Origin of the sequence: Antarcticibacterium arcticum, from assembly GCF_007993795.1 — a bacterium.
Classification (GTDB): Bacteria; Bacteroidota; Bacteroidia; order Flavobacteriales; family Flavobacteriaceae; genus Gillisia; species Gillisia arctica.
Map to the genome: position 1 here is coordinate 430612 of NZ_CP042476.1, position 18704 is coordinate 449315.

General features: G+C 37.0%; 14 protein-coding genes. 12 read left to right on the forward strand and 2 right to left on the reverse strand.

Features of this window, described 5'->3' with window-relative positions; all coding sequences use genetic code 11:
- Positions 1–61 precede the first annotated feature (61 nt).
- The 7 genes from FK178_RS01875 (at position 62) to FK178_RS01905 (ending at position 8897) form a co-directional block, all read left to right on the forward strand.
- The gene (locus FK178_RS01875; RefSeq protein WP_146830445.1) at positions 62–1228 is read left to right on the forward strand and encodes a glycosyltransferase family 4 protein; all 1167 of its coding nucleotides are present in this window, start codon (positions 62–64) and stop codon (positions 1226–1228) included.
- 90 nt (positions 1229–1318) lie between these two features.
- Positions 1319–1924, forward strand: coding sequence for a sugar transferase (locus FK178_RS01880; protein WP_146830447.1), 606 nt, complete (start codon positions 1319–1321; stop codon positions 1922–1924).
- A gap of 1 nt (position 1925) precedes the next feature.
- Positions 1926–2543: an acetyltransferase gene (locus FK178_RS01885; protein WP_146830449.1), complete on the forward strand. Its 618-nt coding sequence runs from the start codon at positions 1926–1928 to the stop codon at positions 2541–2543.
- Positions 2530–3681, forward strand: a complete 1152-nt coding sequence (locus FK178_RS01890; protein WP_146830451.1) for a DegT/DnrJ/EryC1/StrS family aminotransferase — start codon at positions 2530–2532, stop codon at positions 3679–3681. The genes FK178_RS01885 and FK178_RS01890 overlap by 14 nt, the downstream gene beginning before the upstream one ends.
- A gap of 15 nt (positions 3682–3696) precedes the next feature.
- On the forward strand, positions 3697–5667 hold the full coding sequence (locus FK178_RS01895; protein ID WP_146830453.1) for a polysaccharide biosynthesis protein: 1971 nt from the start codon (positions 3697–3699) through the stop codon (positions 5665–5667).
- Positions 5668–5727: 60 nt separating this feature from the next.
- Positions 5728–6495 carry a polysaccharide biosynthesis/export family protein gene (locus FK178_RS01900; RefSeq protein WP_146830455.1) on the forward strand — a complete coding sequence of 256 codons (768 nt, stop codon included), beginning with the start codon at positions 5728–5730 and terminating at the stop codon, positions 6493–6495.
- A gap of 5 nt (positions 6496–6500) precedes the next feature.
- Complete coding sequence (locus FK178_RS01905) at positions 6501–8897, forward strand: polysaccharide biosynthesis tyrosine autokinase (RefSeq protein WP_146830457.1); 2397 nt, start codon at positions 6501–6503, stop codon at positions 8895–8897.
- Here the strand turns inward: FK178_RS01905 and FK178_RS01910 are convergent.
- Positions 8887–9636, reverse strand: a complete 750-nt coding sequence (locus tag FK178_RS01910) for a tyrosine-protein phosphatase (RefSeq protein WP_146830459.1) — start codon at positions 9634–9636, stop codon at positions 8887–8889. The genes FK178_RS01905 and FK178_RS01910 overlap by 11 nt on opposite strands.
- Before the next feature lie 162 nt (positions 9637–9798).
- Between FK178_RS01910 and FK178_RS01915 the strand changes: the two genes are divergently transcribed.
- The 5 genes from FK178_RS01915 to FK178_RS01935 all read left to right on the forward strand — a co-directional run bounded on the left by FK178_RS01915 (position 9799) and on the right by FK178_RS01935 (position 17617).
- Positions 9799–11133, forward strand: coding sequence for a capsule assembly Wzi family protein (locus FK178_RS01915; protein ID WP_146830461.1), 1335 nt, complete (start codon positions 9799–9801; stop codon positions 11131–11133).
- A 65-nt stretch (positions 11134–11198) separates the two neighbouring features.
- Positions 11199–14993: a PAS domain S-box protein gene (locus tag FK178_RS01920; protein ID WP_146830463.1), complete on the forward strand. Its 3795-nt coding sequence runs from the start codon at positions 11199–11201 to the stop codon at positions 14991–14993.
- Positions 14994–15022: 29 nt separating this feature from the next.
- Positions 15023–15454, forward strand: coding sequence for a response regulator (locus FK178_RS01925; RefSeq protein WP_146830465.1), 432 nt, complete (start codon positions 15023–15025; stop codon positions 15452–15454).
- A gap of 7 nt (positions 15455–15461) precedes the next feature.
- Positions 15462–17231 (forward strand): PAS domain S-box protein, encoded by a 1770-nt coding sequence (locus FK178_RS01930; protein WP_146830467.1) that lies wholly within the window; start codon positions 15462–15464, stop codon positions 17229–17231.
- Positions 17225–17617: a response regulator gene (locus FK178_RS01935; protein WP_146830469.1), complete on the forward strand. Its 393-nt coding sequence runs from the start codon at positions 17225–17227 to the stop codon at positions 17615–17617. Before FK178_RS01930 ends, FK178_RS01935 begins: the two co-directional genes overlap by 7 nt.
- A gap of 7 nt (positions 17618–17624) precedes the next feature.
- Here the strand turns inward: FK178_RS01935 and FK178_RS01940 are convergent, their stop codons facing one another.
- On the reverse strand, positions 17625–18704 hold the full coding sequence (locus FK178_RS01940; protein ID WP_146830471.1) for an endonuclease/exonuclease/phosphatase family protein: 1080 nt from the start codon (positions 18702–18704) through the stop codon (positions 17625–17627).

Sequence of the window (18704 nt, forward strand, 5' to 3'; positions counted from 1 at the left end):
TAAAGGAGGTGACAGGCTTGGAAATAAAGTTTATTTTTGCGACTGATATTAAAAAATTGTAATGCATAAACTCATCCGCATCACCACAATTCCTCTTTCCCTTGAAAAGCTGTTAGAAGGCCAGCTTACTTATATGAATAGTTTTTATGAGGTGACGGCTATTTCGGCTGAAAAAGAACGATTGGAAAGATATGGAAGAGATAATGGAGTAAAGACTTATTGGGTAGATATGACCAGGGAGATCACTCCCATTGCCGACCTAAAAGCGGTTTTGAAACTTTATAATTATTTTAAAAGGGAAAAACCATTCATTGTTCACACCCATACTCCCAAAGCCGGAATAGTAGGAATGCTGGCAGCAAATCTTGCAGGAGTTCCTCTAAGATTACATACCGTGGCCGGCCTCCCCTTATTGGAAACGCGGGGAACAAAACGCCGGGTTTTGAATTTTGTTGAAAAATTTACCTATAAATTGGCTACCCGCATATATCCAAACTCCACAGAATTAAAAAAGATAATTCTGAAAGAGGGCTTTACCTCCTCTGAGAAATTAAAAGTATTGGGAAAGGGTAGCTCCAATGGGATAGATACCCATTATTTTGATCCCGGGAATTATAAGGATTCTGAAAATTTAATATTACGCCGGGAATTAGGAATTCCTGAAAATGATATTGTATTTATATTTATTGGTAGATTGGTATCTGAAAAAGGAATTAATGAGTTGGTAACTGCATTCCAGAACCTAAATGCTGAAATTAAAAACACCGCTCTGTTACTGGTAGGCCCATTGGAGGAAGAGCTTGATCCTCTTTCAACCCACACTCTCAACCTTATTGAGGATCATAAAAAGATTATTACCACAGGGTATCAACAGGATATAAGGCCTTATTTAGCTCTTTCCAACGTTCTTACCTTCCCCAGTTACCGGGAAGGATTTCCCAACGTTGTAATGCAGGCCGGTGCTATGGGATTACCCTCTATAGTAAGTGATATTAATGGATGCAATGAAATTATTACTGAAGGACTTAATGGAGTAATAATTCCGGTTAAAGATGTAAATAGCCTATTTCTAGCCATGCAAAAAATGGTAGATAACCCATCTTGGAGAAAACTACTTGCGACTGCTGCGCGTAATGAAATAACCCAAAACTACGATAGAATTGAATTCTGGGAATTATTGCGCAGGGAGTATGAGGAGCTGGACCGGGAGAGGGATTCCTCTAATTAAGATTAAGATAATCTTAAGAAGGAAATTTGTATTTTTGCAATCTTCAAGGAGGAACCCCGGTTTCCATATGAAGTTATTTTCAAATTATTGATGTATAGATCTTTTGTAAAACCTTTATTTGATTTTATAATTGCTTTATTGGCAATTATTGTTTTAAGTCCGTTACTGTTGTTGGTTACCATTTTATTAGCTTTGGCGAATAAAGGGAATCCTTTTTTCTTTCAAAAACGTCCGGGAAAAAATGGCAGGATATTCAAAATTGTGAAATTCCGCACCATGACCAATGAAAAAGATGAAAAGGGAATATTGCTTCCCGATGAACAAAGGTTGACCGGGGTGGGTAAACTTGTAAGAAAGACCTCAATAGATGAAATTACACAACTTATAAATGTTTTGAAAGGGGAAATGAGTTTAATAGGCCCAAGGCCTCTTTTGCCGCAGTATCTGCCAATCTATAATTCCTTTCAACAAAGAAGACACGATGTAAAACCGGGAATAACAGGTTGGGCACAGGTGAATGGAAGAAATGCTATTAGCTGGAAACAAAAATTTGAATATGATGTGTGGTATGTAGACAACCTCTCATTTTCGTTGGATGTAAGAATTCTTATAAAGACGATTAAAAAGGTGTTATTATCTGAAGATATAAATACTGCAAATATGGCCACAACAGAGCCATTTAACGGGACAAATTGATATGAATATTTACGGGGCAAGCGGGCACGCGAAAGTTATTATGGATATTGCGAAGTCACAAAATATACCTGTTTCCGTAATTATTGACGACAATCCTCAAATCAAATTTGTTTTAGATTATCCAGTTGAGCATATTGTAAGTCCGGAGGCTTTAAAGGATGAATTTATAATGGCCATAGGAGATAATGAGATCAGGAAAAAGGTGGTGGAGGGATTTAAGGGAAAATTTCATGCTGCAGTAATTCATATATCAGCTGCAGTTTCTTCAAGTGTTCAATTGGGAAAGGGCACAGTAGTGATGCCGAATGCATCAGTAAACAGTGAATCAAAAATAGGCATGCATTGTATAATCAACACCGGGGCGACAGTTGAACACGATTGTGTTTTAGGTAATTTTGTTCACATTTCTCCAAATGCTGCTCTGGCAGGTGGAGTAGAAGTGGAGGAGGGCACCCAGATTGGAATTGGCGCCGTAGTTATACCCGGCATTAAAATTGGTAAATGGAGCACTATAGGTGCGGGAGCTGTTATAATTGACGATATACCGGATTATGTTGTGGTGGTAGGAAATCCTGGCAGGATCATTAAAAAAAGAGTACTTAATTATGCAAAAAAATAAGATCTGGCTTTCATCTCCCCATATGGGCGGAACAGAAAAAAGATATATTGAAGAAGCCTTTGACCATAACTGGATAGCTCCTCTGGGGCCGAATGTTTCAGGTTTTGAGAATGATATTAAAGAATATTTATCAGGCGATGACACCTCGGTTGAAGTTGCAGCCTTAAGCAGTGGGACTGCCGCATTGCATTTGGCCCTGATAATGCTGGATGTAAAACCGGGTGATGAGGTAATTTGCCAGAGTATGACTTTTGCAGCATCGGCAAATCCTATTGCTTATTTAGGTGCTACTCCCGTCTTTGTTGACAGTGAGGAGGATACTTTGAATATTTGTCCTGCCAGACTTGAGGAAGCTATCCTGGACAGGATTGCAAAAGGAAAAAATATAAAAGCAATTATTGGGGTTCATTTATATGGAATGCCCTATAAAGTGGAGGAAATACATGAAATAGCCGCCAAATATAATATTCCGGTAATTGAAGATAGTGCCGAAGCTTTGGGTAGCACCTACAAAGGTAAAAATTGCGGAACTTTTGGAATGTTTGGTGTATTGTCTTTTAATGGAAATAAGATAATTACCACCTCCGGTGGTGGCGCACTCGTAACCAGAAGTGAGAAACTCAAACAAAAAGCGATATTTCTGGCTACCCAGGCAAGAGATGATGCTCCACACTATCAGCATAGTGAGATTGGTTATAACTATAGATTGAGTAATATTTCCGCAGGTATTGGAAGAGGTCAAATGGAAGTTTTGGACAAGCATGTGGGACACCGAAGAGAAATGAACAAATTTTACCAGATTTTATTTTCAGAATTTCCTGGTGTTAAAGTGATGAAGGAACCCAGTGATGATTTTTATAGTAATCATTGGTTAAGTGTGGTGCTTATAGATGAGAATCAAACAGGTGGAATTTCAAGGGAAGATATAAGACTGGCGCTTGAAAAAGAAAATATTGAAAGCCGTCCCTTATGGAAACCCATGCATTTACAACCGGTTTTTCAGGGAACACCTTATTTTGGGAACGGTGTTTGCGAAAAGGCTTTTGAATCTGGTTTATGTCTTCCTTCAGGATCAAATTTAACGGATGGGGACAGGGACAGAATTTCAGCAGTAATTAAAGAAATATTTACAAAGTAATTGTAATTTTACTATATGGGGAAACGCTTGCAAAATGCCCTGAAGTTTAGTTTAAACGGAGAGGACAGTTCACTTGATCTTCGCAATATTAAATACCTACCCCGGTGGGCGGTATTCCTTATTGACATTTTTCTCGTTGTACTATCTTCGGTAATAACAACCTTCATTATTATTGATCTCACTCCCAATTATTATACATTTTTGGACTTTCCGGCAAAAATTGTTTTAGGCGCCATCATTCATGTTTTCTACTTTTTTATTTTTAAAACCTATGCAGGAATTATAAGGTATTCCTCGAATATTGATGCTTTAAAGCTATTACTTGCCACAACATGTGCATTCCTCACGCTCGTTCTTATTAATTATATTACTTTTTTGGTAATAGGTGAAAAATTATATTTAATTGGAGGTTTGTTGATCAACCTGTGGATCACTTTCTCATTATTGTTTTTATTCAGATTGGGTGTTAAACAGGTTTATGAGTTTTTTAAACTGGCTCATAAAAATGAAGTGCTTATAAGGGCAGTAATTCTTGGTGCCGATGAAAATGCTATTTCTATTGCCGGAGCCCTGGATATAGAGCACCCTAAACGCTTTAAAATAGTTGGTTTCCTAACAGAAACAAAACATCACCGGAGTATCAGGATTCTGGACAAGCCTGTAATAAATTATACCGATACGCTGCATCATCAGGTTAAAGCACTAAGGGCATCAGCGATCATTCTTTCCGAAAATAAATTTACTTCAGAAGAAAAATTTGCAATCGTTGCCAATTGTCTTGAAAACGATATTAAGGTTTATAATGCCCCAATTGTTTCTTATTATGAAGATGAGGAAAAACCAATTGCACAGCAGGTAAAAACATTACAGATCGAAGATCTTTTAGAGAGGGAACCTATACAGCTGGATAAGGAAAATAAAGCAGCGCAATTAACAGGTAAAACTATTCTGGTTACGGGAGCTGCAGGTTCAATAGGAAGTGAAATTGTTAGACAGGTTGCCTATTATAATCCGAAGAAAATTCTTCTTTTGGATCAGGCGGAAACTCCCTTGCATAATTTACAGCTTGAGGTGGAAGCAAAGTTTCCGGGGTTGAATTATAAAGCTATCATTTGCGATGTGGGGAACCAACGAAGGCTGGAGATCATGTTTCAGAATCAAAATATTGATGTTGTATATCACGCTGCAGCCTATAAACATGTTCCTTTAATGGAAGAAAACCCCCACGAGGCAGTTTTCGTAAATATAAATGGAACCAAGAATCTTGCAGATCTTTCGGTAAAGTATAATGTTGGGCATTTTGTGATGGTTTCAACTGATAAGGCAGTGAACCCAAGTAACGTTATGGGAGCTAGTAAGAGGGCTGCAGAGATGTATGTCCAATCCCTGTATCACAATCAGCGTCTTATTAATGAAAATACAACCAAATTCATTACCACCCGGTTTGGAAATGTATTGGGCTCAAACGGTTCGGTTGTCCCCTTATTCAGAAAGCAAATTGAAAAAGGGGGACCCATTACTATAACCCATCCGGATATTATCCGGTATTTTATGACGATTCCTGAAGCCTGCCAATTGGTATTGGAAGCCGGAACTATGGGAAGGGGTGGAGAGATCTTTGTATTTGATATGGGAGAGCCGGTAAAAATCATGGACCTGGCTATAAAAATGATCAAACTCGCAGGATATATTCCTAATAAACATATTAAGATAAAAATTACAGGACTAAGGCCGGGAGAAAAACTTTATGAGGAATTGCTAACTGATGAGTGTAAAACATTGCCTACCCATCATAAAAAGATTATGATTGGGGTAGATAAGGTGCAGGATTATGAAATAATTAATGAAAAAGTTGAAAACATTATTAAATCGGCTCACAAATTTAAGAATGACAAAGTTGTGGCCAAATTAAAGGATTTAATTCCTGAATTTATAAGCAATAATTCTTCTTTCGAAAGGCTGGACCGTGTAGGTTCTGATGCCTGATTCAAAAAAGGAGATTAATTAATATATAAATTTTTACATTTACCCCATTAACCCCAATTTATGAGAAACTTAATATTCGTTTTCTTTGCTTTTATTTTTCTTACCGGTTGCTCTACGAAAAAAGAAATCCTTTATTTTCAGGATGCTGAAAAATTGCAGAATATGCAAAGCGTGATGGAATTTGAGCCGGTCTTTGAGGTTAATGATATTCTTCATATTAAAGTAACTTCCTTGAATGAGGAGGTTTCAATGCCCTTTCAAATGAGCAGTGGTGGAAGAGGCACTGTAGGAGGTGGAGGGGGAATGCAACAAAATCCGGCTTTAATGGGATATATGGTTGATGTAAATGGGGATATCCAGTTTCCGGTTCTAGGAAAAGTTGCTGCGGCAGGAAAAAGCCGAAGTGAATTGGAAGAATATTTGACGAAAGAAATTAGACGATATGTTACTGATGCGGTAATTGCGGTAAGGTTACTTAATTTCCGCGTGGTTGTTCTTGGAGAAACGGGACAATCTGTGGTAGATGTAGAGAACGAAAGAATAAGTGTTCCGGAGTTATTAGCTACCGTTGGGGGTATTACATATGACGGTAAACGGGATAATATATTAATCATAAGGGAAGTAGATGGAGTAAAGTCCATTGGCAGGATTGATATGACGAGCGCCGATGTTTTTAAGAATCCATTTTATTACTTAAAACAAAACGACATTGTTTATGTGGAACCCACCTACCGAAAAGTTAAGTCGGCTGGTTTTATAACCAGTTGGCAGGGATTGGTTTCAATAGTTACTACTGCATTTAGTTTAATTGTTCTTTTGAGTAGATAATATAGATGGAAGAATTACAGGATTTTACAGAAGAAAAAGAATCAAATTTTGACCTGAAGGCGGAGATATTTAAGTACTTAGCTTATTGGAAATGGTTGGTTTTAGGTTTCTTGTTAGGAGGCTTGCTTGCATTTTTATATAACCGATATACAATGCCTCAATACAGGTCTGAGGCTTCAATAATGATCCTCAATGATAAGGAAAATACTCTTGCAGGTGCACTCCCATCGGGCGGGGGAGGTATTTTAACCCTGGAAGATAATACTCTTGACAATCAAATTGTTACTTTGAAATCTAAAAGGCTTGTTGAAAAGGTTATTAAAGAATTAAAGCATAATATTTTCTATTATATTGAAGGTAATGTTATCGCAACGGAGGCTTATAAAAGTAGTCCTATTATAATTCAATTTCGTACTCCGGATTCTCTTATACATAAGACTTCGAAAAATCTTTTAGTAACTCCTGCTTCCAGTTCAGAATTTGTGCTGGTAGACGAGAGTAGAAATTATGAAGCTAAGCATAGTTTTGGGGAAATAATCAAATTGGACGGTTTAGAGTTTTCTATTATCCCGCGGGATGGGGTAAAGTCAATTTATGAAAAAACTAAAACCGTACAGATAGTGATAGTTCCTCTTGATTTGATGACCGAATTTTATATCGGTAATCTGGATATTGCTCCAAAAGGTAAAGCTAAAGATATTTTATCTTTAGGTATAGTTCAGGCAGAGAGCAGAAAATCGGAAGATTTTCTCAATAATTTAATGTATCAATTCAATGAGGATGGAGTTGCTGATAAAAGGCAAGTTGCTTTAAGCACAACTGAGTTTATTTATGAGAGACTGGAATTAATAACTCAGGAATTGGATTCGGTAGAAGGTGGAATGGCAGATTTTAAACGGGAAAATCGTTTTATGGATGTTGCCTCAGGAGCCCAGGAATTTCAATCCAAATCTTCTATGGCCGAACAACAGATTTTCGATATTGAAATGCAACTCAATATTATTAGATCTGTCGAAGGAGTCTTAAATTCCCGGGATGGGTATCAGTTATTACCTGCTAATCTGGGTATTCAGGATGGTGGTATCTCCGGTTTGATTTCATCCTATAATGCCATGGTATTGGAAAGGAATGCTTATTTACGCACTTCTACTCCTGAAAACCCTGTAGTACAAACTATTACAGCGCAGTTGGAATCCCTGAAGGAGAATTTGCAGGACAATATTAACAGTACAATAAGGGCGCTAAACATACAGCTTAATGAACTTTCTCAAGTCGAAAGAATGGCCCAGGGGAAATTCAGCACCTTTCCCGGAATGGAAAAAGGAATGCGAGGCATCGAAAGGCAGCAGGCAATAAAAGAAGAATTATATTTATTTTTATTACAAAGACGGGAAGAGGCGGCAATTTCTTTTGCGGTGACTTCACCTGTAGCAAAAGTTATAGATTCTGCATATACCTATCCATCCCCCGTAGATCCTAAACCATGGCTTATTTTGACAGGTGGATTTTTGATTGGCTTGATATTACCCATTTTGATCCTATTCATAAAATTTATGCTGGATTCCAAGGTTCATCATAAGGGAGATCTTGCTTCTTTGATTAAAACTATTCCATTCTTAGGGGAGGTACCCAAAATTGCTGATGAAACAAGTGAGGTGATTCAACTAAATGACCGCTCACCCCTTGCAGAATCGTTCAGGATTCTTAGAACTAATCTGGCCTATCTAATGAAAGCCAAAAAAGAAAATCGTGGGGAGATCATATTTGTAACCTCAACAATTAAAGGCGAGGGGAAAACCTTTATATCTTATAATTTGGCCCGAACCCTTGCCACCACGAAGAAAAAAGTGGTGATTATAGGAGCCGACATAAGAAATCCTAAACTACATAGATACCTGGAACTCCCAATGGATACAACAGGATTGAGTGATTATTTATATAATTATGATCTTACTCCTAATCAGATTATTAATTCCTCACTCGATAAAGAGATAGAGGTGGATCTTATCCTTTCAGGAACAATTCCTCCAAATCCTGCAGAGCTATTCATGAGTGACCGGATGGAAAATTTACTTAAGGAACTCTCGCAGCAATACGATTATGTGATTGTTGATACAGCACCTACTATGATCGTGACTGATACCCTATTGATAAGCCCACTTGCAGATACCACATTGTATATTACCAGAGCGGGTTATACAGATAAAAAATTACTGGAATTTCCCAAAGAGCTTAAACAACAAGGGAAATTAAAAGGTCTTGCGCTTATCCTGAATGATGTTGATTATTCAAAATTCTCCTATGGGGCTAAATATGGCTATTCCTATGGTTATGGGTATGGTTACGGAGTTGATAAGGAACCTAAATGGAAGAGGATCTTAAAAGGAAGGATCAAATCTTAAAAAAAGCTTTTGTTTTATCAATCACCTTCTGAAGTTCCGCGGAAATCCTTTTATTTAATTTGATCATTTCAAGTTTATCAATATGTTGTTCTCTGTGGGTATCACTTCCAATAAAATCTATCATTCCGGCCTCCAGCAATTTGGATCCAATTGCCTGCATATTGGTTCCGTAATGAGGAGAAAGGGAAAGAGCATTGATTTGCATAAGGCAACCGCGATTTCTAAGTTCCTCATATTTTCTTAAGTCTTTGGAATGATAATAAGCATATCGCTCAGGATGTGCCAACACCGGTTTATACCCATGTGTCTGTAACTTAAAAAGTATTTCTTTTAAATTAATAGGAGCCTGAAAATAGGACATCTCTACCAATACATATTTATCTTTCAAAGTAAGCAATTCATTTTTCTCTAATAATTCCAAAAAGCTTTGGTCCATCATATATTCCGCGGCGGCTTTGATCTTTATTTCTTTTAACAAAGGATTTGCCTGCAGCGCTTCTTTCACTTTTTCTAAAGCATTGTGAATGCTTTCCGGAGTGTTAGGATAGTAATCATTCATGATATGAGGTGTACAAATAAAATTACTTATACCTCTACTATGAAATCTCCTGATCAATTGGATGGAATCTTCGATCCCCGCTGCCCCGTCATCAATACCGGGAAGTATGTGATTGTGAATATCTGTTATTCCTTGAAGCTTATCTATTAAAAATTCTTTTTTTTGAAAAATGCTTATCATCGCTAAGTTTGTACAGTAAATTTACATATTTTTAACACGCATTCCACGTATGTTCTCGCTTCTTTCAATGATAGAAAATATGCGATTAATGAACAAAGATAATTCAGTAAAATGAAGTATCATTTGTTTCCTATAGGTGAATGAACCAATTATTGTACCCCTATGAAATTCAATATTTTTACCCCCCTCTTATTCTTCGTAATATCATCAACTTTTGCACAGCTTAACTATTCCGGGAATTTTTCCGGAAAAGGGATAGTTTATTCAGGCGAAGAATCACCTTTCTGGATACACAGCAATCAGCGTGGAAGAGTTAATGAAACTACAAATATATCTGCTTTATTATCCGGGATAGCGTCTTATAATATTACAGAGAATGCCCGTTTCAGTATTGGATTGGGTACGCTCTACCAGGATGGTTATATTGATAAATTACAACTTGACGAATCGTATTTAGGTTTCGAAAATTCCTGGCTTGCAATTAGTCTTGGTAGAAAACAACGGCAGGAATTATACCGGGGATTAAGCGCCTCCAATGAAAATATCCTTTGGTCGCTTAACGCGCGTCCTATGCCCGGACTTAGTTTTAAAACCACCAGGCCTGTTTATTTTATAAAAAGTGCAGGGTTGGCCTTTCAGGCAAGTCTGGAAGAGTTTATTACAGACGATGAGCGGTATGTTCCTGATACCAGGGTGCATCATAAAAGCTTTCATCTAATCTTTGATAAAATACCTAATATTGAATTTACTGTTGGAGTTCAGCACTTTGTGCAATGGGGGGGAACATCGCCTGTTTTTGGAAAACTACCCGGTAGTTTTGATGATTATAAAAATGTCTTCATGGGTAAGGAAGGGGCAGATGATGTGGAAGGACAGGAAGTAAATGTGCTTGGAAATCATCTGGGAAGTTATGTTGGTGGTATTAAAACCTCTGTTATAAATTATAATGTAGAGATCCTTTACAATCATATTTTTGAAGATGGGTCCGGCAGGTCTCTCGCCAATACCCCGGACGGCCGCTACGGCATTTTTATTTCTGCGCCTGAGCAGGGGAAGTGGATAGATGCTTTTATGTATGAATTCTATTATACTAAAAATCAGAGTAAGAACAGCCCAACTACAGATGGGGCGGATAATTACTTTAACAATAATCTCTACCGCTCTGGCTGGACCTATGAAAACCGCATTCTGGGAGTGCCTTTTATCTTCCTCGACGAGGACAGATTCCGTGTAATTAATAATAAAATGATGGCCCATCATATTGGGGTCTCAGGACTTGCATTTTCAAAACTTCCTTACAAACTTTTAACGAGTTACCGTAAAAATTATGGTGCAAAAGGCGGTGGGCAATTGCGAAATAATATTTTGTCTACTTATCTTGATCTCAATGTTTATCAAAATATTTTTCAGGTGAACCTTCAGGTGGGTGCCGATTTAATTTCAGATGATTCTCCAAACTTCGGAGCAGGAATTCAGCTAAGTAAATCCTTATTTTAATTGGTAATACCCGGTTTTTGTGTATTTTGATCCTTTGAAAATGATTCACCCCTAATGCGTCCTAAATGTCCCGTGATTTCCGTAAATCTCAAAGCAGCCATAAAATCGGAGAAATTTCTGCGGAACTCGGAACAACAAAAAGCATAAGTCCCCCACCGATAATTATTATTAATCCTACAGGGAAAATCCTTTCCATTTCATTATCGGCTAAAGAGAAGTTAGACGAAGCGGGAAAGGATATTTCCTCTTCTGGAGACTCCATATATTCTTTATTTTCTCATGATAGTTCCAGTAATTTTAAAAATATTTTTCAAAAAGTCCTTTATAATTTTTCAGAAGAAATATATCAATCTAACTGGGGGGAAGAAGAAGTAAATTTAAAATTGACACCTGTCTTTGATCAAAATTTTCTGGTTAAAAAGATCCAGATCTCAATAGAAGAAAGTCTACCCATTTCAGACGGTGGAGGAAAACGGTTTCATAAAATCCTTGAGCAGTCTCTGGATATAATTTGTACACTGGATGATAAAGGGGTTTTTCGGGATGTGAGCTCTGCTTCTTACAGGATTCTCGGGTATAAACCTCAGGAATTAGTAGGGAGAAAATATCTTGATTTTCTGTATCCAGAAGATATGGAGGTTTCCACTCTTAATGAATTAGCTATTAGGTCCGGACAGGAAAAAAATTACCTTACCAATCGATTTATTCATAAAGATGGAACTCTTGTTCCAATTATCTGGTCCGCCAAATGGGATGAAGATGAAAATCTGATGTTCTGTATAGGGAAAGACGCTTCAGAAATAAGAGAAATTGAATTGAGGAGCCAGGAAGAACGATCTATGCTTAAAGCAATTATTGATAATATTCCCGATTACATTTTTGTAATAGACCAGGACCACAAAACCATTTTAACCAATAAGAAATTCTATTCAGATTATTTGGGAAAAAATTCTGAAGAGGAAACTCTTGGTTTACGCCCGGTAGATTATTTTCCTGTTGAGGAAGGCCTTGAAATCATGGAAGATAATTCCCGAATAATGAAAAGTGGAATTCCCGTATTAAACCGAAGGGACGCGGTATATGATCATAAGGGAAAGAAAGATATAATCTTACTTACTAAAGTTCCATTTAAAGACGAGAATGGAAAAGTGAACGGTTTAGTAGGAATTGCGCGAAATATTACTGATTCCTACAATTTGGAAAAGGAACAAAAATTTGTATCCAGGCTTATCACCGCCCTTGGTAAATCTGAATCTCTAAGCTCAGCCTTTTCAAAAACTCTTAAGCTAATCTCTAAATTTCTAAATTTTGAATCTGCAGAGGCCTGGGAAATAGGGTATGACAAATCAATTCTTTTGAAAAGTGCCGACTATAAAGGGTTTTCAACTTTGAAAAACACAGATTTCTCAAAAGGTGAAGGTTTGCCTGGAATAACCTGGAAGAGCGGAAAAGTCCAGGTATGGCAAGATCTTGAAAACGATGCAAGATTTATAAGGAAAGAAGAGATTTTAGAAAAAAAATTGAATCTTGGAATAGGGATTCCCATTATTTTTAAAGAGGAGGTGATTGCAGCTCTTACATTTTTTGGACGAAGGGAGAAGCACATAGAATTAAAAAGTAAAGCAATTTTAAAAAGGCTGGCCTATCAAATTTCAAATGATGTACAGCGTAAAATGACAGAAAACAGGCTAAATGACTTATTCCTGCACTCTACAAATTTAATTGCTGTGGTGGGTATGGATGGCTATCTTAAAAAAGTAAACCCTGCATTTACACGCATTTTTGGGTATGCCGAGGCTTATCTTCTTACTACTCCTTTTACTGAATTTTTACATCCTGATGAAAAGGAAACTGCCATTTCGCGCTTAAAAGAGGTAGCCGCCGGTTTATCACCAAAACCTTTTCAAAACCGGTGTTTAACCCATTCGGGAGAGTGGAAATGGATCTCCTGGACCCCATCCCTTCTTATCGAAAAAGGGATTGTACACGTTTTTGGAATGGATGTAACCCCCATTAAAACTATCAATCTTGAACTTTTAAAATATAAAAATATAATTGAAAGCTCGAAAGACGGAATTGGCCTCTACTCGGTAGGAACCGGCGATGTTTTCCTTAACAACGCCTTTAAAGAGACCCTGGAATATGAAGAGGATGAATTGTTAGGCGAAGGTGCTCTTGAAAAAGTGTACGTTGATAAGGAGCTCGCTTATCAAATTTATAAGATCCTTATCTCAGGTAATTATTGGGAGGGAGATTTACAGTTAAGAAATAAAAGCGGGAAATTGCTTGACTTTTATTTTAGTGGCGGGCCCATTTATAACCGCAAAGGGGAACTTATTGCCTTGTTTGCAATACATACCGATATTTCAGAAAGGAAGAGATATGAAGTCACTTTAAAAGAATATGGAGGAAGAATTGAAAATATCCTCGAAAGTATTACAGATGGGTTCTTCTCATTAACACCCACCTGGGAAGTAACCTATTGGAATAAAGCAGCAGAAAACCTTTTGGGTGTTTCCCGCGAGGAAATATTGGGAAAAGAACTTTGGAATTATTTCCCCGAAGCTAAAGCGTTGCTCTTTTATTCCAAATATGAGGAGGCAATGCGTAAAAATATAAAAGTAACCTTTGAGGAATATTTTGAACCTCTGGCCACTTGGTTTGAGGTAAATGTTTATCCCAAAGTTGATGGACTTTCAGTCTATTTTAAAGATATTACCGGCAGGAAAAAGTTTGATAGTGAGATCAAACTTGCTAGAGACAGGTTTGAACTTGTAGCACGTGCCAGCCGTGAGGCTGTTTATGACTGGAACATATCCACTAATCTGTTAGAATGGAGTGAATCTTATTATGAGGTTTACGGATTTCCAAAAATTTCCCCCGAAAAAACTTTACAACAATGGGAATTAAATATTCATAAACACGACCGGGAAAATGTAGTAAAAAAATTGAATGCCTCCTTAAAATCCAGCGATGAGGTATGGAATTGTGAATACCGGTTGATTCAGCCGGATAAAAAGATCGCCGTAGTACGGGAACGGGGTTTTATTATTAGAGATGAAAACGGGGAGGCAATTAGAATGATAGGTTCACTTCAGGATATTACCCAATTAACGCAAAATGAAAGAGCACTCGAGGAATTAAATCATGAACTTGAAAAGCATTCCCGGGAACTTGCGGTTTCCAATGCTGAGCTGGAACAATTTGCCTATATAGCATCTCATGACCTGCAGGAACCCTTAAGGATGGTAACCGGTTTTTTAACTCAACTGCAAAGAAAATATGATGACCAACTGGATGATAAAGCAAGGCAATATATTCATTTTGCCACAGATGGGGCTGTGAGAATGCGCCAGATAATCCTGGATCTACTGGATTATTCACGTGTTGGAAAATTGAAATATAACTATGAGATTATTGACCTTAATTTGTTGGTAAATGATATAATTAAGCTACATTATAATTTAATACAAGACACAAAAACCATAATAGAGATTAATGATCTTCCCATCATTAAGGCCGCTTTGACGCCATTACAAAGGGTTTTGTCCAATTTAATAACCAATAGTATTAAATATAGCAAAGAGGAGGTATCCCCGGTAATAAAAATATCGGTAATTGAACAGGCCAAAGAATGGGAAATTATTGTTACTGATAATGGAATAGGAATTAATGAACTTTTTTATGATAAAATATTTGTGATCTTTCAACGATTACATTCACGCGATGATTATTCAGGAACGGGAATTGGTCTGGCAATTTGTAAAAAGATAGTGGAGAATCATGGAGGTAAAATTTGGGTTGTTTCCCAAGAGGGGGTGGGAAGTTCCTTTCATTTTACAATCCCAAAACATTTTTAGTATATTTACGTACCCCAATTATTAAAAGTATGAAACCTATTGATGTCTTACTGGTTGAAGATAATGAAGGCGATATAGTCCTAATTAGCGAAGCTCTTAAGGAAGGGAATTTTGTAGAAAAGGTTAGTGTAGTAAAGGATGGGTGGGAAGCTTTAAATTATTTAGCTAAAAAGGAAAAATATTCTGCAGAAACTACTCCAGACCTTATTCTACTGGATATAAATTTACCCAAATTAAATGGACACGAGGTTCTCAAGCAAATAAAGGCCGATGAGTTCTTAAGACATATTCCTGTTATAATATTAAGTACTTCTTCTTCACAGGACGATATAAGTAGTTGCTATAGGAATTTTGCAAATTGTTTTATATCAAAACCAGTGAATGCAGGGGATTATTTAAGGCTTGTTTCATCGATCAAGGAATTTTGGTCTTCTACCGTTCAATTACCTCAAACTCCATAATTCTACCATGAAAGAGAATTATTTTTCCTTACATATTCTGGTAATTGAAGATCACTTGGGGGATTATATTTTAATAGAAGATTATTTAACGGAAGAACATAAGGAAATTGAGCTTACCAGGGCAGCATCCTTTTTGCAGGCCAGGGAAATTCTTAAAAATAACTTGTTTGACACTATTCTACTCGACCTGTCCCTGCCTGATTCCGGCGACGTTGAGGTGTTGGTAAAAGAAGTGATGCATTTAGCCGGTAGGGTTCCTGTAATAGTCTTAACAGGAAATTCCAATAAAGATTATGGTGTAAGAACGCTTTCTTTGGGTATTTCAGATTATTTGCTCAAAGATGAATTAAATCCCGTTCAGCTTTCAAAAAGTATATTTTATAGTATTGAGCGTAAGAAAGTTGAAAATCAATTAATCGAATCTGAAAAGAAATATAAAAACCTTTTTAATCATAGTCCGCTACCAAAATTTGTGTTGGACCTTAATAGTTTGAATTTTTTAAGTGTTAATCGTGCAGCTACCGAGCTTTATGGTTATTCATCTAAAGAATTTTTAAAGATGAATGTAAGGGACCTTTGGGTGAAAGAAGAAACACCAAAAGTTGAAGAAAAATGGAAATCTCAATATAAGGAGTGGTTTCAAATTGCACTGAAACACCGGAAAAAGAATGGCGAGGTGATATCTGTTGAAGTAACCAGTAATCCTATTAATTTTGACGGTAAACCTGCCCGCGTTAGCCTTATTAAAGACGTTACTGCACAATTACAGGCAGAAAAAGCCTTGCAACATAGTGAACAACGTTTTAAAGCCCTTGTTCAGGATGGATCGGAATTAGTTATGATCCTGGATTTTAAAGGTAATCTCTCGTATGCCAGCCCGGCATCACAGGCGGTTATGGGTGTAAATATGGAGGTATTACTTAAAAATAATTTCTTTTACCTTATTCATGAAGAAGATATAGATCAGGTTAAAGACGCTATTGCACGTCTTAATAATCAAAAACGGATCCAGATCCCTTCCTATAGAATTAAAACCGCTAATAATGAATGGAGATGGATTGAGACCATTGTCACAAATTTATGTGAGGATCCTGCAGTGAATGGAATAGTTGCCAATTCCCGGGATATTACCGAATTTGTAAATCAGGAGCGGGAACTTATTGAGAGTTTACAGCGCTATAATATTGTTGCTAAAGCCACCAGTGATACTATAACAGATTATGACGTGGTAAATGACAGAATGGAATATAACGAAGGGATACAGAATATGTTTGGTTACAACCCTGCGCAAATTGGACGTGAGGGCAGTTGGTGGGATGATAAAGTTCACCCTGATGATAAAGAGAGGGTTAAACAGAAAACCAGGGAAGTTTTTAAAAATAAACATAATCAACTTCAAATTGAATACAGGTTCAGGTGTGCAGACGGGACATATAAGCATATACTGGACCGTAGCTATCTGTTAAAAGATGAGGAAGGTAATCCTTTACGGATGATTGGGTCTATGCAGGATATTTCTAATCTTAAAAATTACATTAAGACTATTGAAAACCATAATGCGCGGTTAAAGGAAATTTCCTGGACCCAGTCACATGTTGTAAGAGCTCCCCTTGCAAGAATAATGGGATTAATTGATCTTTTACAGAATCATGGAGAGATCGAAGACAGGGACCACTTGATGGAGAATATTTTTTCATCGGCACACGAATTGGATGCTATCATTAGGAAAATAAGTAATAAAGCGGAACATCCTGCAGAAAGCAATTGGAAATGTTGAAGGTTCTTATTATTGATGATGATGAAATTGTTTTGTTGGTAGAACGCAAGATCCTCCAGCGATGTGGTATAGATAAAGAAACCATTACATTTAAATGTGGAGAGGCAGCACTGGAATATTTAAAAAACCAGGATACAGATCAAAAATTTTTAATTCTTCTGGATATTAATATGCCGGTAATGAATGGCTGGGATTTTTTACGGCAAATGGAATCTCTGGAAAGAAATGAAAACATTTTTGTAATAATGGTTACTTCCTCTATTGACAGATATGATAAACAGGTATCTGAGAATTACAATTCTGTAATTGGTTTTATTGAAAAACCAATTACGGCAGAGGATTGTAAACAAATTAAAAATTTACCGGAAATAAGTTCTTATTTTTAAACCTTTCTTATACTTCGGTTTCGGTAGGATTACCACTTTCTATTTTTTCCTTGGCCCATTCCTTTTCATCTTCCGTTGGTTCTTCGGGTTCTTCCTGAAGGATCTCTGCCCGGGGTTCATAATTAAGTTTAATAAACATAGGAAAATGATCGGATCCTATGTTTGGGCCTCTTGAGAGTTCGATAAGGGTAAAATCATTTGTATGAAAAACATGGTCCAGCGGCCAGCGCAATAACCTGTAGTCCGCATGAAATGTGTTGTAAAACCCACGACCTATCCTTGGATCCAGCAATCCGCTTAATTTTTGAAATAATCGGGTAGTGCGGGACCAGGCCACATCATTTAGATCTCCAAACACCACCACAGATTCCTGATCTTTTTTAACATCCTTTCCTACCAAAAGTAATTCCGCATCGCGGTTGGTTGAGGTTGGATCTTCGGTGGGACTTGGAGGTTGAGGATGCAATGCATGGAATTTTACACGTTCATTATTATTTAACCTTAAATATCCATGAATTGAAGGAATATCCTCTTTTATTAAATATTTTACTTTTACCTGTTCCAGTTTTAACCTGGAATATAAATGCATTCCATAGAGATTATCCAGGGGAATTTTTACCGTATAGGGATATTTTTTCTCAAGTACTTTGAGCTCTTCTTCCCAGGTTTTATCAGTTTCCAGGGTAAGTAAAATATCCGGTGCTTTTTTATTGACCAGGTTTATTAATTTATCGTATCGGGTATTTGTAGTAAGAACATTGCTAACCAATATGGAAATAATTGCGGTAGGATCATCACCATGAAAGCTTAACACCTGTTTTCGTGACAGGATAGTATATGGAAAAATTTTAATTATTTGGTACACAAGGCTTAATCCAAGCAGGCATGTTAAAATAATTTGCCATACATTCTCATAAGATGCGATGAGTATAGTAATTATTAAGACTACCAGGATAAGAAAACTAATTTGAATTCTGGGAAAATCAAATGCCCTTACCCACCATTCATCGAATTTTGTAAGTGATGCAAGGGTTGGGATCAACATTAGTACACTTAAAAAAGCGAATACAATTTCTGAAAAATCCAT

What these genes read in the sequence shown, in the direction of transcription:
- FK178_RS01875 (WP_146830445.1), top strand. Translation starts at nt 62, where the DNA reads ATGCATAAACTCATCCGCATCACCACAATTCCTCTTTCCCTTGAAAAG.
- FK178_RS01880 (WP_146830447.1), top strand. Translation starts at nt 1,319, where the DNA reads ATGTATAGATCTTTTGTAAAACCTTTATTTGATTTTATAATTGCTTTA.
- FK178_RS01885 (WP_146830449.1), top strand. Translation starts at nt 1,926, where the DNA reads ATGAATATTTACGGGGCAAGCGGGCACGCGAAAGTTATTATGGATATT.
- FK178_RS01890 (WP_146830451.1), top strand. Translation starts at nt 2,530, where the DNA reads ATGCAAAAAAATAAGATCTGGCTTTCATCTCCCCATATGGGCGGAACA.
- FK178_RS01895 (WP_146830453.1), top strand. Translation starts at nt 3,697, where the DNA reads ATGGGGAAACGCTTGCAAAATGCCCTGAAGTTTAGTTTAAACGGAGAG.
- FK178_RS01900 (WP_146830455.1), top strand. Translation starts at nt 5,728, where the DNA reads ATGAGAAACTTAATATTCGTTTTCTTTGCTTTTATTTTTCTTACCGGT.
- FK178_RS01905 (WP_146830457.1), top strand. Translation starts at nt 6,501, where the DNA reads ATGGAAGAATTACAGGATTTTACAGAAGAAAAAGAATCAAATTTTGAC.
- FK178_RS01910 (WP_146830459.1), bottom strand. Translation starts at nt 9,636, where the DNA reads ATGATAAGCATTTTTCAAAAAAAAGAATTTTTAATAGATAAGCTTCAA.
- FK178_RS01915 (WP_146830461.1), top strand. Translation starts at nt 9,799, where the DNA reads ATGAAATTCAATATTTTTACCCCCCTCTTATTCTTCGTAATATCATCA.
- FK178_RS01920 (WP_146830463.1), top strand. Translation starts at nt 11,199, where the DNA reads ATGTCCCGTGATTTCCGTAAATCTCAAAGCAGCCATAAAATCGGAGAA.
- FK178_RS01925 (WP_146830465.1), top strand. Translation starts at nt 15,023, where the DNA reads ATGAAACCTATTGATGTCTTACTGGTTGAAGATAATGAAGGCGATATA.
- FK178_RS01930 (WP_146830467.1), top strand. Translation starts at nt 15,462, where the DNA reads ATGAAAGAGAATTATTTTTCCTTACATATTCTGGTAATTGAAGATCAC.
- FK178_RS01935 (WP_146830469.1), top strand. Translation starts at nt 17,225, where the DNA reads ATGTTGAAGGTTCTTATTATTGATGATGATGAAATTGTTTTGTTGGTA.
- FK178_RS01940 (WP_146830471.1), bottom strand. Translation starts at nt 18,704, where the DNA reads ATGGATTTTTCAGAAATTGTATTCGCTTTTTTAAGTGTACTAATGTTG.